Source organism: Nocardia sp. alder85J, from assembly GCF_020176955.2.
Taxonomy (GTDB): Bacteria; Actinomycetota; Actinomycetes; order Mycobacteriales; family Mycobacteriaceae; genus Nocardia.
Genome location: NZ_JAIUCZ020000003.1, coordinates 124,670 through 141,859, shown reverse-complemented (window position 1 = coordinate 141,859; position 17,190 = coordinate 124,670). Strand labels below are relative to the sequence as shown.

The window sequence follows — 17,190 nt, the reverse complement described above, 5'->3', positions numbered from 1 at the left end:
GATCAGGTCCAGGAGCTGACCACGGTCCGGCGGCTGGTGGATCTGCTGCGGTCCGAGGGCATCCTGCGCGGTTCGACGCCGCCGACCCTCGCCCACGTCGATCAGCTGCTGGCGCAATTCAATACGCACGGCCCGCCGACCTCGATGCAGCGGGCGTTGCTGCTCGATCTGCTGGACACACTGAAGGTGAAGGGGGACAAGCTCACCGTCGATCAGGTCCGCGGCGCCTACCGGCAGTTCCTCGCCCGTTCGATCGGGTTCGACGCCGGCGTCAGCATCGACATGCTGTCGCACCGCTTCGACATGCTGACCGCCGCCGGCCAGGTGTTGCCGGCCCGTCTGCTCATCGCGGGCGTCGATCGGGACGGCCTGCGCCGGGTGCGCGATCTGATGACCGCGAACCTGATTCCGAACCTGCGCGCCGCGGACCTGAACCGGGTGCGCCCGGTGACGCGGGAGATGAATTTCGAGGTGCCCGGCGGGGGGCTGACACCGGCGGCCCTGGCCAACATCAAGGCCTGGATACGGTCCGCCGGTACCACCGATTGGACGTTCACGCTGTGGACCGACGCCGGCAACGATCGGCTTCGGGACCAGTTGGCCGCTGATCCCGACATGGCCGCTTTCGCGCACAGATTCGTCGTGCGTGACGATGCGCGAGACGTCGTCGCGGCGGTGGGCGACCCGCGGCTGGTGGCCGCCTACGACGCGAGCCTGGGATCTGGGAAGACCGGACTCGCCGCGGAGATCAGGCGCAATGCGGTGCTGCTGACCCGTGGCGGGGTGTTCGCCGATCCGGCCCTGGGGCCCGGGGGCGTGCGGTTGGCCGATGTCCGGCCGATGACCATGCACGTGGACGATGTGCCGGTGTTCGCGCCGATGCTCTTCGACGGGCCGGCGACAGGGCAGGATCGCGAGCTGCCCCGATCGGAGCAGGTGCGCCGGGCGGTCGATCGGCAGTACCTGCACGGCCGGATGAACGACCGCTTGGTGATCGCGCCGGCGAACTCGCGCTATCTCGCTCATCAGCTGGCGGAGATCGCGGCGAATCCGAATGGTCCCGACCGGGCCGACTACGTCGAGGTCGCGGACACGATCGCGAACTACGCCGAGGATGTGCTCGGCGTGCGCCTGTTCGCCACGGACACCGGCGCACCGATCGATCCCACGATCGTGGCGGCATTCACGCCGATGGCCTGGGTCACCGACAAGGGGAACGTGCCGTTCGCCGACGCGCGGGTGACTCCGGCCGGTGACGCACAGGTGACCCCGGCCGCCACGACCGGCGCGACGCCCGTCGTGCTGGACGCGGCGGGCCGCCCGGCGCTCACCGGTGCGCCCGATCAACTCCGGGACGCCGCCCGGATCCTGTTCGACGGGGCGTTCGCCGGTCCGCTGGAACTGGCCCGGTTGCAGGGTCGCGACAACATCCAGACGCTGCGCGACACGCTCTCGCAGATGCCGGCGGACACTGCGCGGACCGCCGTCGCGGCGCTGGACCAAGTGCTGCGCGCGGCCGACCTCGATGCCGCATTCGCCGAATTGCGCAGCTACCGGTGGGCCCCGAGCCAGGCGCAGGCGGCGGCGCTGCGCACGGCGGGACTGACCCTGACACCGGTTACGGCCGCCGGCAACTGCATGTTCGAATCGTTCGTCGTGGCTTCGAGAAGTACGAAGCACCACTTGACGATTCGGGACGAGGCCCTCGACCACATCGCGGCGAACCGGGCGACCTACTTCGCCCTCTACCACCCGCTGGGCGTCTCCGAGCAGAACCGCTCGCGCATGTTCGACCGCGAACTGAACCTGCTGCGGACCGAAGGTGTCTACAACAACGATCTGGCCGACCTGCTGCCCCGGGCGATCGCGGAATCGCAGGGCATGGTGATCGCGATCGTCGACGAGCGGTGGCCCACCCCGGCACAGGACATCGCCGCCGCCGATGTCGTGCTGGTCCGCATCGATTACGGCGGTGGTCACTACCACGCGACCTCTCCGGCTGCGCCCGCCGCACCCGCGCAGCACGCACCGGCCCGGCGATCCGGTCCGGCGGCCTGGGAACCGATGGGGGACACCGCCGATCCGCTGTTCGCCACGCTGGCGCGGATGTTCGGCCTCGATTCCGCGCAGGAAGTGCGGCGGTTGCTCGCCGCGGAGTTGCAGGACAATCTCGGCCACTATCAGCGGACGATGATCTCCGAGCGGGAGGCCGCGCGGTGGGCGGCCGAACATGTCCGGCGGCGCAATCATCTGGCCCGGGCCGCCGCGGATCCGGCCTGGGCGGCCGCGAACAGGGATCTGGAGCAGCGGATCCAGGACATGTTCAACCAGAGCTACCGGCTCCAGACCACCACCCGGCTGCAACGCGCGCGTACCCACCTGCTGGATCCGGGCCACGACTTCGAGGGCCATCCGGTACGGGGCAGCGATCTCACCCACCGCGAACTGCTGGTGCTGGCCGCCCGCGCCTTCGACACCAATATCGTGCTGGACGATGCGTCGGGGGCGCCGATTCATGTCACCGAACACGAACGGCGAGGCACCGTCGCGATTCACCGCACTGCGGCGGGGCAGTACGAGATCGGCCTGAACGCGGATGGTTCGCTGTTCTCGGCGGTTCGCCCGATCGTGCCGTCCGCGGTACGAGCGCCCGGATCGATTCCGCTCGAACGGATTCCGGCCCCGTTCGATCGGGTGCTGGCCTCGCAGGCGATTCCGCTGCTCGACGGCGCGGTGCTCGGGCAGCGTTACGCCGGTGAGAACCGGCCCGTGCGGGTGCTCGCGAATCTGAAACTCGGCCTGACGAAGGGGCAGTGGGACAGGAATACCGCGAAGCTGAAAGCCCTGGAATTCCGGGGCGAGGGGCCGACCCACTACATGACGCCGGCGGAGCGCGAGCAGCACCGCCTCTTCGTCGGGCCGGACGGCCGGCTGTACCAGGCCCGCGACGGCGCCCCGTTCGACACCCGGGGCGCGCGATTCGTCATGGACGAATTCGGCAACGTGTACGCCGGTGACACCACCGTGACGCGATTCCACTCGTCGTTCCTCGGCGGGCGGACCGTCACGGCCGCCGGGTATCTGGCCGTGGACGACGGTGTGCTGCGCATCATGTCCGACCACAGCGGTCATTACTCGCCGCGGGACGACATGAACGATTTCGCCCTGGATCTGCTGCGCCGACGCGGACTGCGGCCGGCGCCGGATTTCCATCGGCGTCGCTACGACCCACAGCGGATCAGCGGCGGTGTCCGGGGGCCGCAGCGGGAGCGGGCCGGGGAGCATGCCCGGCAGACGGCCGAGGTGGCCCGCCTGCGCCGGATCATCGTCGCGCACGACGCGGTACTGAGCAGGCGCGAGCGGACCGCCACCACACCTGTTGTGCGGCAACAACTCGCGCAGGAACGCCAGGGTCTCGCCGGCCGGCAGCGCGATGTCGATGCCTGGGCGGACCTGTTGCGGCAGAACCGGGTGCGGCGCTCGGCCGCGCTGACCCTCTTCGCGCATCCCGAGCCGAAGTCGGCGCGGGATCGGATCGTGCCGCCGGAGTTCCCCGCGGCCGACCGCTGCCTGACCGATGCCACCACGCGCACCGGGCAACTCGCGAAGTGGTGGGGCGATCACGGCCGAACCTGGTGGGACAACCTGCAATTCACCGATCTGGCGTCGGAGTATCAGCGCCGCCTGGCGATCGACTTCCCGGAACTGCGTAATGCCGAGGGCATTCCGGCCCCGGTGCGGGACACGATCAATCGCGCGTACATCGATGCGGAGCTGCGCAGGCTGGACGGGATCGTCAACCCGTCGCGGCAGCAGGTGGCGCGGAAGGCGAATCTGACGGCCGTACTCGGCGCCGTGTACGACGCCGAGCTGGAGGTGTACCTCAACACCGGCCGGACCGGTACGCAGCCGCCGGTCCATCTGCTGAGCCTGGAGCCGAACGCGTTCGGCGGAGGTGGTGGCGTGGTGCTGGGCATCGGTGATGTCGACACCGCGGATTCGATCGTGTGGCGGGCCGCGCCCGGTGACACCCGGCCGGCGTCGATGTCGGACGAATTGTCCACCGCCATGGATCATTACGTCCAGACGATGCAATCGAATCCCCGCGCCGCGGCCGCCACCGTGCTGTGGCTCGGTCACCGGGCGACTGCCGCCTCGGTCACGGGCGAGACGCCGCAGGCGGCGCGGACCCGCCTGCTGAACAACGCGGTAGCGGCGTTCGGCGCTGCGCGGCAGGCCGATTCGGCCCCCGCGCCGGCGATCCGGGTGGTCGACGCCGGTCCGAGCCGGAGAACGACCGCGAACCCGATCGCCCGGCCGGACGGCGGGTTGCTGCCGGGGACCCCGGTACGCCGCGGCGCGGGACGGAACCGGGGCGGGCAGCGTTCCCGCGCCGCCGAGGCGCCCCGTCCGGTACCGCCGGTACTCGACTCCGCGGACGCCCGGCTGTGGAGTTTGTTCGCGCGCAACGTGTTCAACGACACCTTCGATCGTGCGGTGCGGGGCCGGGCGGTGCGCGACGGCAGCGCCACCGATCCGGAGTACGTGGAACTCGCGGGCCTGTCCGACGATGTGCTGCATCCGGTCGCGGGACCGGGTCTGCTCGTCGACGACCCCGCGACCGGTACGCAGTGGGGCGACAACGAGATCGGTGGCTTCTTCGACCTGATGGAGGCGGAGGCCGCGACGTCGCCACAGGCCACCGGCGCGACGTCGCAGCAAGCCACCGGCGCGACGCCGCAGCAGACCACCGCGACCACGACCCAGGCCCCGGCGGCGCTACCGGTCGCACCCGACACGGCGACCCTGAGGCAGCTGCCGAAGGTCACCGCCCTGCCCGTCGCGGGACAGGTTCCCGCCGATCGGCTGGTCCTGCCCGACCGGACCGGCGTGCCCCACCGATTCGACACCGGCAGCCGGTGGCGGCGGATCGCCGCCGCGCCGGTCATCGATCCCGCCACCAACGACCTCTATGTCGGACTGGTTCCGTACCACCAGCAGTCCGACGCCGATCCGATCTGGGTGAACGACATCCTGATCGCGATGGGCTTCACGACCGCGCAGAACGTCGCCGGGCCGGAGCAGCTGATCGCGGGTGCCGGTCTCGGGTTCGAGGAGAACGGCTGGCCCGCCCTGTTCAAGGCCGATGACAAGGTGCTGGTCAAGCCGGTGGAGCTGCCCGACGGAACGCTCGACACCGGCACGGTCATGATCAGCGAGCTAGAGAACCCCCGGTGGCGGCAATTGCCGCGCGGGTTGTTCGGGCCCACGATGCCACACCTGCAATCCTTCTCCGCTCCGCTCTGGAAGCCCGGCGGCCCGACCGAGGCCGATGTGCAGCAAGGCTCGCTGGGCGATTGCTACCTGATCGCCAACATGCTCGTACTGGGGCGTCATCCCGAGCTGATCACCGACATGATGCGCGATCTCGGCGATTCGGTGGCCGTACGCTTCTACAAGAAGGACCGCACCGAGCAGTGGGTCCGGGTGTCCAAGCATCTGTACACCAACGGCAACGGCGTCGCGCGCAACGCCGCGGTCCGCGACGGAGTGCTGTGGCCCGCGATCCTGGAGAAGGCGTACGCGGCGTTCATCAGCCCGGACCGGGGCTACGTCGGCATCCACGGCGGGCAGACGGAGTGGGCGGCCGCGGCGATCATGCCGGATTTCCTGCCGGGCAGCTTCGGCCCGCGCCCGACGCGCACGGTCGACGATTCCTATCTCCTGCACCCGATGCGGATGGATGCCGACACGATCCAGCGATTGATCGGTAGCGACGACGAATTCGCGGCGGTCATCGCCTCGTTGCAGGACACCTGGACACAGGCCCTGCACGACCACACGGTCCGGGAGCGGAGCCCGTACACGAGACTCGGTGACGCCACGCTGTTGCTGAATCTGTTGCTGCGACACAACTACGACAGGGACGCGGCGCTGAAGGATTACCTCACGCAGCTGCGGCCGGACAATCCGGCACTGTCGGCCGGCTTCCGGGGTTTCCTGCAATGGCATCTGACCTCGGCTCAGCAGACCCGCTGGTCCGCGGAGATCTCCCGATTGGTCGCGCACGCCGGCGCCGACGAATCGTGGCGTACCCGGACACCGGACCCGGCTGTGACGCAGACGATCGCCGAACGCATCCAATACGCTCTCGACCGCGGGGATCTGCTCACGCTGAGCACTCGTCAGTGGGGGCGGACCGCCGAGGACACCGAGGAGTTCCCCGGTCTGGTCGGCGGTCACGGATATGCGGTGACCGGCGTGCGCCGCGACAGCGCCGGCAATCCGGTGGAGCTGATACTTCAGAATCCGTGGCGCCGGCATTGGCAGCACGGGGTGTCGGCGACCACTACGCTGCCCGGAATCCGGCACTACGCGCACGGCATGCTGACCATACGGCTGGAACATCTCGGCAAATTCGATGGGCTGACGGTCAGTGGTTCCGGGGCTCGCGGACTGTTCGGCCTCGACCTCGTCGCCGCGTCGACCCTGGACCGCAACGTGCGGACGGCCGCCGTGACCGACGATGCGGAATCCGAGACGCTGCGGAACTGGTTCGCGCGCAACGTATTCGACGACAACTTCGATCGTGCGGTGCGGGCGCGGGCGGTGCGCGACGGTTCCCTCACCGATCCGGAGTTCGCGGATCTCGCGGGTATGTCCGAGGATGCGCTGAATCCGGCGGCGGCGCCGGGCTTGTTCGTCGACGATCCCGCGACCGGTACGCAGTGGGACGACAACGAGATCGCCGACTTCTTCGATCGCGCCGAAGCCGAGGCGGCTGCGGCGACACCGGTGCGGCCCGCGGAAGTGGCACCGGTGCGGCCCGCCGCAGTGGCACCGGTGCGGCCCGCCGCAGTGGAACCGGTGCGGCCCGCCGCAGTCGCCCCGGCCACGGCGAATCAGCAGGTGCCGCAACGCACCACCTTCGACGATCTGCACCCCTACGTGGCACCGGCGATCCAGGAGCCGGTGGCGATCGATCGCATGGTGGTGCTCGACCGATCCGGCGCCGCGCACCGCATCGATTCCGGCAGCGGCTGGCGGCGCATCGCGGGGGCCCCGGTCGTCGCGGCCGACGGCCGCGAGTACGTCGGGCTGGTGCCCGTGGAGCAGCGCGGCGACCACGATCCGATCTTCCTGAGCAAGGCGGTCGTCGACCGGGCCTTCGTCGAGGAGGTGTCGGCGGGCTGGTTCTCGAAGGCGAGCTATCTGCTGGCCACGCCGGGTATCTGGTTCGACGGCGCCGACGGGAATCCGGTGGCTCTGACGGCCGGGGACAACGTCGCCGTGCGCCGGGTGGAGAACCGGGACGGCACCCTGGATCCGGACACGATCATGATCCGCGACCCGGCCGACAAGAATCCCGCCACCGCGTGGCGCCGGTTGCCCGCGCGCACGGCCGGCATCCGCCTGACGGAACTGCGGAAGATCGACGCCCCGTTGTGGGGCGCCGACGGCCCGCGGGAAACCGATGTCGCACAAGGCTATCTGGGCGACTGCTACCTCATCTCCAACATGCTCGAGCTGGCACGCACGCCGGGCCTGCTGTCCGGGATGATGCGCGATCTGGGTGATTCGGTGGCGGTGCGGTTCTTCGACCGGAATCGCAACGAGGTCTGGATCCGGGTCACCAAGGACCTCTACCTGAACCCCGGCGGGGCTGCCCGCAACGTCGCGATTCGCAACGGCGTCCTGTGGCCGGCGATGCTGGAGAAGGCGTACGCGGTCTTCGCCGGTATCGACAAGGGCTACGTCGGAATCGAGGGCGGCACCGCGGATATCGCCGCCGCGGCGATGATGCCGGATGTGCTGCCGGGCAGCTACCGCCCGCAGCCGGCGCGGACCGTCGGCGACACCTACTTCCTGCATCCGATGCGCCTGGATCTGGACTCCCTGCGCCAATTGATCGGCGGCGACGAGGAATTCGTCCGCACGATCGGGTCGCTACAGAGCGAATGGGAACGGTCGCTCCAGGCCCACGTGATGCGGGAACGCAATCCGCTCGCGGACGCCGGGGACGGCGAACTGATGCAGATCCTGATCGAGCAGGCCGGACCGGCCGCGGCGATGCGGGAGTTCCTCGACACCATCAAGTGGCACAATCCGGCGATCGGCGACGGGTTCCGGAACTTCTTGCAGAAGCAGCTCACCGACGAGCAGCGCACCCGCTGGGCAGCACAGATCGATCGGCTCGTGGCGCAGGTCGGCATCGAGGATTCGTGGCGGACCGGAGCGCCGGATCCGGTGGTGTCGCGCGCGGCCGCCGAGCGCATGCAATTCGCTTTGAACCGTGGCGATCTGGTGATGCTGGACACCCGGAGATGGGGGTCCAGCCGCGAGAACACCTCCGTATTCCCGGGTCTGGTGGGCGGTCACAGTTTCGCCGTCCTGGGGGTCGCCCGCAACGGCAACGGCGATCCGGTATCGCTGATCCTGCGCAACCCCTGGCGGGCACACTGGGAGGCCGGCGCCACACCCGTGCAGCCGATGGGCGGAATCCGCCAGTACCCCGACGGCGTGCTGTCGGTCGACCTCGAACATCTCCCGAAGTTCAACGGGCTCACGGTCAGTGGCGCCGGAGCCCGGGCGTTGTTCGGTCTCGACGAGATCGCGGAACCGACCTTCGATCGCCAGGTGCGCGCCGCGGCTGCGGAAGGGCTCGAGCAGACCGAGTCCGGGGCCGATCCGGTGGTGGCCGAATTCGGTGCCACCCGCGCGGGCCGCTGGAAGCGGATCTTGCAGGGCGCGTTGCGCGCCATTCGATTCCGCCGGTCGCGCACCGGAACCGGCCGGACCACCACGGAGCCGGGCACCGCCGTGCAGCCGGTCGCCGCGACGGAGACCGCCGCCTCGATCCGATCGCGGGCCGACACCGATGACGGTCTGCTCGACGGAACCGCCTCCACCGGCGATCCGATCCGGTTCAGCGCCGCCGATGTGATCAGCAATGCGCTGGTGGACAAGGACGGTCGCACCATCGGCGTCACGTTCATGCAGGGCCAGGAGCTGGCCGGGATGCTGGACTGGGCGAGGGCGCCGGCGGGACACGACAGCGTGCTGAGGTCCCGTCCGGGCGACGACGACATGCTCGCGGTGGCCGAGCGCAAACTGGAGCCGGAGGTCGATCTGGTCCTGGCGCCGTGGGTGCTCGACTATGTGCGCCCGCAGACCACACCGGGCTATCACGGCCCGGTGTACCTCGACACCCACGCCGGTCCCGACGGTTTCGTGGTGCACCTGAAGTCCGGTGCCAAGGTGTTCGTCGACGGTGAGACCTACGCGACGATCGCCCAGACCACGCAGGCCTTCCAGGACGCGCTCAACGGCCGCACCGACAAGTCGTTCGTGCTGCTGTCCTGCTTGTCCGCACAGGGTGCGCGGGTCTCGCTGGCCGGGGATTTCTACGGCACCGTCCGGGGCGCCTTCCCGACCACCCGGGTCTTTGCCTCCGAGGGCCTCGTCAGCGGATTCAATGTGCCGGACGTGGACGCCATCCTGGGCGCCCACCACAACGCCGGGTGGGTTTCCTTCCACAACAACAGACGCAGACAGCACCCCGCCACCCGATTCACGGACCAGGAACTCGTCGAGCAGGAGCGGGTCGCGCCGACCGCGGTGCGTGCCACGACTGTGGCGCAAGCTGTTTCGTCCACCGAGACCGAGCCGTCGGCGACCACGCCGACCACCGCGCCGGTCGCGCCGACCCCCACCGACCCGACCGTCGTCACCCACACCGCCTCGGTCACCGCCGCTCCGGTCACCGAATCCGACTCGCAGGTGGTCGAATCCGTCACCGCCTCCCGGGCGGTGGGCTGGCGGTCGTATCTGAACTCCTGGCGGCTGCGCGGGGATTCCGGCACGCTCAGTGGCACCAATTTCGCGGGTATCCCGGTGCGGTTCCGGCCCGAGGACGTGGTCAGCCACGCGCTGACGAACAAGGACAACGCGGTGGTGGGTGTCACGTTCACCCACACCGCCAAGGATGTCGACCTCGCGCAGAAGATGATGACGGCCGACGGCGGGCTCGACAAGGTCTACCGGACGCGGCGCGCGCCCGGCTGGCGCGGCTGGCTCGGTCGTTCCGTCCGGGGCGACGCGGTCTCGGCGCCGTGGTACACGGACTTCTTCGGTGACCGGGACGGCCCGGTCTTCCTCGACGCGCACGCCGAGGCCGACGGCTTCGAGATCCGGCTGAAATCCGGCACCACCCTGCTGATCGACGGGCGTACCTACGCGAAACTCGTGGAACAAACCGCCGCGGTGACGGAGGCGCTGCGATCCAATCCGTACAAGTCCTTCGTCCTGCTGTCCTGTAAGCCGGGGAAGGGCAGGGCCGCAACCGATTTCGCGGCGGCTATGCGCAACGCGTTCTCGGGTGGCAACACGATCCACGCCTCACCCGCCACCGTGCGGACCGGCTGGCGGCAGCTGAAATCCGGCCGCACCGAGGCGACCATCGCCGCGGACAAGAACAGGGGCTGGACCTCCTACCTGTTCGGCAACACACTCGACAATCCGGGGACGCGCTATCCGGCCGCGGCGACCGCGAAGACCACGGCCGCCACCGCGAGCCCGGCGGCGGCCACGACCACCGCGCAGCACTCGTCGTCGGTCGCCGAGGAGATCACGGTCACCAAGCCGCTGTCGTGGGCGACGCAGGGCGCCCGCTGGCAGGCGGTCCTGGACTCGTGGCGGCCGCGCAAGGATTCCGAGGCCGTCCCGGCCATCGTCACCGACACCACCGCCGGGAAGCCGTCGGCCCTGTCGAAGGAAGGAGCGCGCTGGAAGGCGTTCGCGGACGCCTGGCGGCTGCGCGACGACCCCGAGGCCATCCGGGCCACCGACGACTTCTGGGGATTCCCGATCCGATTCCGGCCCGAAGACGTCGTCGGCAGGCCGTTGATCGGCAAGGACGGCAAGTTCCTGGGCCTGTCCTTCATGTACGACGCCGGCTCGATCGACCTCATGAAACGGTGGGCGGAAGCCGACAGCGGACACGACACGGTATTCCGGACGTACCGCGGCGAGAAGGGTGAATGGGTCAAGGGCGACCAGGTTTCCGCGCCCTGGAGCAAGGATTACGCCGACGGGGGCGAAGGGCCGATCTTCCTCGACACCCACGCCTATGCGAACACATTCGATCTGAAGTTGAAATCGGGTTTCGGGATCATTCTCGACGGCCGCAACTATGCGAAGCTCGTCCAGCAGAGCAGTATGGTCCGCGAGGCGTTGCAGTCGAATCCCGGCCGGTCCTTCGTGCTGTTGTCCTGCGAGCCGGCCCGGGGAATCGCCGCGGACGATTTCGTGACGACGATCCGCGGCGCATTCCCGGGCAAGTCGGTGCACGCCTCCGCCGCCATCGTGACCGCCGGTACCCGGCGGCGCCGAGGCCGGATCATCGCCACCATCGCCGCGGAGCGGAACAAGGGCTGGCTGTCCTTCCTGCCCGATCGCGTCGTGAGCAATCCGAACACGCGTTATCCGGCCGGGGCGGAGCCGACGGCCACGGCCACCGCGCCGGCGACTATCGCGGGCTCGAGCGCCTCGGCGGCCAAGAGCGCGGGCGGCGCCCACCGCACCGGCCCGGCGCTCTCACACAGCCTCTCGAGCACGGTGTCGTCGACGCTGGGGTGGAAGACCTATCTGAACTCGTGGCGGGCCCGCAACGCCGGTGATGCCTTGCAGGGCAAGAATTTCCTCGGTGTGCCGGTCAATTTCCGGTTCGAGGATGTGATCACGCATCCGCTGCACGGGACCGACGGGAATCCGATCGGTCTGACGTTCGCCCACAAGCGGGACGAGGTCGAGTCGTTCCAGCGCTGGGCTCGGGCGAGTGAGGGCAAGGACAAGGTCGTCCGTACCCAGCCGGGTCAGAAAGTCGACCGGGTGCTGGCCGGGACGCTGAACGAGGGACAAGAGGTGGTGGATGCCCCGTGGGCCGGGGAGTACCTCGGCGCGAAGGGCCCGCTGTTCGTGCAGTCCCATGCCGGCGCGAACACTTTCGAGATCCGGTTGCGAACCGGCACGACCGTCGAAGTGTCCGGTGCGACGTTCGCGAAGTTGGTGCAGGCGTCGCAGTATTTCCACGATGCGGTGAACGACGAGCAGGACGAGCTGGTGCGGTCGACGCGGTCGCTGGCGTTGGTCGCGTGCAAGCCCGCACGAGGTACCGCTGCTCGGGACTTCACCACAACCATGGCGCAGAACTTCCCCTACATCCGGGTGCATGCGTCCAAGGGCACGGTCACGACGAATGTCTCGTGGAATACCGCGCGGCCGGGTATCGACAAGCGATTGATCGCCGCGAAGGGTAATGCCGGGTGGGATACCTTCACGCCGAACGGTAATTCGTTCGAGGCGAAAGGCACTCGCTACCCGTCGGCGGTCGCCACGTCGAAGCAGACCGCGACCGCGAGCACCGCCACGCAGCAGGCGCCCGGCACCGTGACCGCGAAGGCCACCGACAGCGGCGCTTCCACAATACTGGGCCGGGCGATGTCGCATGCCGATCCGGGCCCGGTGTCGGCGGCGCTGGGCTGGAAGACGTATCTGCGGTCGTGGCAGGTGCGCAAGGACCAGAATGCGTTGCAGGGCAGGAATTTCCTGGGTCTGCCGGTCAATTTCCGGTTCGAGGATGTGATCACGCATCCGCTGCACGGGACCGACGGAAACCCGATCGGTCTGACGTTCGCCTACAGGCAGGACGAAGTCCAGTCGTTCCAGCGCTGGGCCGGGGCGAGTGAGGGCAAGGACAAGGTCGTCCGCACCCAGCCGGGTCAGAAAGTCGACCGTGTCCTGGCGGGGACGTTGAACGAGGGGCAGGAGGTGGTGGACGCCCCGTGGGCCGGGGAGTACCTCGGGGCGAAGGGGCCGCTGTTCGTGCAGTCGCACGCGGGTCCGAACACTTTCGAGATTCGACTGCGGACAGGATCAACCGTCGAGGTGTCGGGGGCGACGTTCGCGAAGATCGTTCAGGCGTCACAGTATTTCCATGATGCGGTGAACGACGAGCAGGACGAGTTGGTGCGGTCGACGCGGTCGCTGGCGTTGGTGGCGTGTAAACCCGCTCGGGGTGCCGCCGCTCGTGATTTCACGACGACGATGGCGCAGAATTTCCCGTACCTGCGGGTGCATGCGTCCAAGGGCACGGTGACCACGAATGTTTCGTGGAATACCGCGCGGCCGGGTATCGAGACACGATTGATCGCCGCGAAGGGTAATGCCGGGTGGGATACGTTCACGCCGAACGGTAATTCGTTCGAGGCCAAGGACACTCGCTACCCCGCGGTGGCCGCCACCTCGAAGCAGACCGCTGCCGCGACGCGGACGCCTGCCACCACCACCGCGAAGGCCACCGACAGCGGCGCGAAGTCGATCGGCAGCATCGTCGCCCACGACACTCCCGGCTATGTGCCGCTGGATATCGGATGGAAGACCTACCTGAATTCCTGGCGGCTCCGCAAAGACGACAACGCCATGGTGGGCAAGAACTTCCTCGGCATCCCGGTGAAGTTCGGCACGGCGGACGTCGTATCGCATCAGTTGTTCGACAACAGCGGTAATCCGGTGGGATTGACGTTCACGCACAAGCGGGGGGAGGTCGCGTCCGCGCAACGGTGGGCGCGGGCGGGTGAGGGGAACGACAAGATCGTCCGGTCGCGCAAGGGCGACAAGACACAGCGGGTGCTGGCGGGGACGTTGCGGGAGGGGCAGGAACTGGTCGACGCACCGTGGGCAGGCGAATACCTCACGGCGAAGGGACCGCTGCTGGTGCAGTCGCATGCGGGTCCGAACACCTTCGAGATCCGTTTGCGCACGGGGTCGACGGTGGAGGTGTCGGGGGCGACGTTCGCGAAGATCGTTCAGGCTTCGCAGTATTTCCGTGATGCGGTGAACGACGAGCAGGACGAGTTGGTGCGGTCGACGCGGACGGTGGCACTGATCGCGTGTAAACCCGCACGAGGCACCGCCGCCAGGGACTTCACGAAGACCATGGCGGAGAACTTCCCGTACATACGGGTGCACGCGTCCAAGGGGACGGTGTACACAACTGTTTCGTGGAATACCGCGCGGCCGAACATCGAGACGCGGTTGGTCACGGCCAAGGGCAATGCCGGGTGGGATACCTTCACGCCGAACGGTAATTCGTTCGAGGCCAAGGACACTCGCTACCCGCCTGTCGCGAAGGCCGCGCCGGGGAACACCACGCCGCAGGTGAACGCAGCGGCGGCACGGAATACCGGCGGCACCACCGTTGCCCCGGCCGTGGCCTCGTCGAGCGGCCCGGAATCGTTCTCGCGGTGGAGGACTCGTGGCAACGCCGGCGGCCTCTCGTTCGGCGCGAACTGGCGGGCCCACCTGACCTCGGTGCGGTCGCGCGACGCCGGCAGCGCATTGCCGGTGCCGGGCCTGCACACAATTCCCGAAGAGAAACCGCTGGTCATCGAGGCGCAGCAATCGGCTCCGCAGGATCGGCCTTCGACCACCGCCGGGCGGCAACCGGTTTCCCCGACGAAGCCGGCGACTCCCGACCCCCAGCAGACCGTTCCGGCCTCGGATCGCATCGAGGGCGAGGACCGCGACGGCGACCCGGTGTACTTCCGCGCGAACGAGGTGCTCAGCACCACGATGCGGAACCGGCACGGCGACGTCGTCGGCGTGACCTTCACCTACGAGGCCGCCGATATCACGATGGCGCAGAAATGGGCGGCGGCCAACAGCGGGCAGGACACGGTGGTCAGGACGCGCCACGGCTGGTTCGGCAGATCCGTTCCGGGCAAGAAGAGCGTGCCGGCACCGTGGCAGGCGGACTTTCTCGACGGTAAGGGCGGCCCGATCTTCCTGGACGCGCACGCCGACGCGAACCAGTTCCAGGTGGAGTTGAAGTCGGGTCGCCGGCTGGTCGTCGACGGACGCAACTACGCGAAGATCGTGGCGGGTACGGCCGCAGTGCGCGAGGCGTTGCAGTCGAATCCGCACAAGTCGTTCGTGCTGTTGTCGTGCAAGCCCGCAATGGGCAGCGCGGCACCGGATTTCGCCACCGCGATCCGGGCCACCTTCTCGGGCAACACGGTTCACGCGTCGTCGGCCGTGGTGTACGTCGGCACGCGGACGTACCTGTCGCGCCGTAGCGAGGCGGCCACCATCGCGGCGGACAATGCCGGCTGGACCTCCTTCTCGGCCACCACCGGTCGGCGCATCGAGTTCCACACGCGCTACCCGGCCGGAGCGGACCAGACCTGGAGCCGCAGGCTGCTGCGTCGCGGCGGCCGGCCCGTCGGTCTGAAGCCCGTGACAATGACTGCGGCCCAAGGTGTTCCGGCTCGGTCCGATGCCGCGGGGCAGACCACCGCGCCGGCCGCCGGAACCGATGTCACCGGTCGGCCGACGACATCAGCCGCGAGCACCCGCGATCCGATCGCCGCGACCGCCATGGCTGCCCGGACGATCGGTGCGGAATCCCAGCCCGCGGCGCCGGCCGCTCCCAGGTTGTACGGCTGGGACAGCCAGGGCCATCGGGTCTACTTCCAGGCGGCGGAAGTCGTGGCGAATCCGCTGACCGGATCCGACGGGGTCGCGGTCGGGGTCACGTTCATGCACCGGCAGGACGAGATCGAACTCGACCAGCAGTGGGCCCGCGCGGACAACTGGAAGGACATGGTGGTCCGCACCCAGCCGGGTGAGCGCAAGCAGGATGTCTTCGAACGGCCGATGCGACCCGGGGTGGAGGCGGTCGAGGCGCCGTGGGCCGGGGACTACCGCGACGGGGTCAGCCCGGTCTACGTCAGCGTGCACGCCGATCCGGACCTGTTCGAACTCCGGTTGCACGACGGGACCAGAGTCGACGTCGACGGTACGACCCTGCAACGAGTGGTCGAGCAGACAGGGCCGTTCCGCGACGCGGTCGCCGCCGGGACCCGGCGATCCGGGGACCCGCGCTCGTTCGTCCTGCTGGCGTGCCGGGCCGGCGCGGGCGACGCCGCCAGAGATTTCGCGCGGGCGATGCGAAACAACTTCTCCAACAGCAGGATTCATGCCTCGCGGGCCAAGGTCGGCGCGACCGTCCTCACGGACCCGGCGGGCAACGTCTACCGGCTCACCGGCGCCGACTTCAACGCGGGCTGGGACACCTTCCGCCCGGATGGATCCCGTAGGCGCAACGACGACACTCGGTATCCGCGAAGCGAATCCGGTAGATCGGCCGATCGCGTCGTCGCGAGCTCGACCCGGGGCCGGGCCGTGCAATGGCGGCCGCCGGACGAGACCGGCGGCCCGGCGGCCGGAGCGAATGCGGCGCGCACGGTTCGGGGGGCAGTGCCGCACCAGAACACCGCGACGGCCTTCGCGAACGGACCGGTCGTGCGGGCCGCCGCCGACACCGAGCGTGGACATTCCGCCCCCGCAACGCAGCCGGAGCACGCGCAGCGCTCCACCCCGGCGCCGCCCGCCGCGAAGATCCGATCCTCCGGCTGGCGAACCTATCTGAACTCCTGGAAGCTGCGCAACGATCCCAGCGCCCTGCGGGTAACCGATGTCGCGGGTGTGCGGGTGCGATTCCGGCCCGAGGACGTGGTGAGTCACGAGCTGCGCGACGGCGGCGGCAAGGCGCTCGGTGTCACGTTCATGCACGCCCCGCGCGACGTCGCGCTGGTCGAGAGCTGGGCCGGCGCCGACACCGGCCACGACAAGGTCTCGACCACGAAACCCGGTTCGGCAGCCGGGCTGTTCGGCCGGCTCACCGACCCCGGACCTCAGATCGACGCGCCCTGGCAGGGTGATTTCGCGCGTGGCGGCAATCCGGTCTTCGTCTCCGCGCACGCGAATCCCGGTGGTTTCCAGATCAGGCTGAGAACGGGAACCACACTGCTGGTGGACGGAGCCACGTATGCCGCGATCGTGCAACGCAATCCGGCGGTGCTGGCGGTGCTCGCGGCCGATCCGGACGCCTCCTTCGTGCTGATGTCCTGCCGACCGGCCGCGGGGCCGGCCGCCGGCGAGTTCGCCCGGGCCATGCACGACAGCTTCACCCGCGGCACCGTGCACGCGTCCGAGGCGACCGTCCAGGTCACCTGGACGCCGATCGTCGGAATGACGGTCGCTCGGCTGGCGGCGCTCAACAACGCCGGATGGCTCGCATTCCGGTACGGAACTACCACCCCAGAGCTCGATCCACGGACCAGATCCTGA

The 17,190-nt window shown here is 69.1% G+C and carries 1 protein-coding gene (running past one end of the window); it reads left to right on the top strand.

Translation table 11 applies throughout. The annotated features are described in order from the left end of the window. Positions 1 to 17,190: the 3' portion of a C2 family cysteine protease gene (locus LBW94_RS12060; protein ID WP_266270695.1), read on the top strand. 18,258 nt of this gene lie to the left of the window's left edge; only the last 17,190 of its 35,448 coding nucleotides appear in the window; the start codon falls outside the window, past its left edge; it ends in the stop codon at positions 17,188 to 17,190.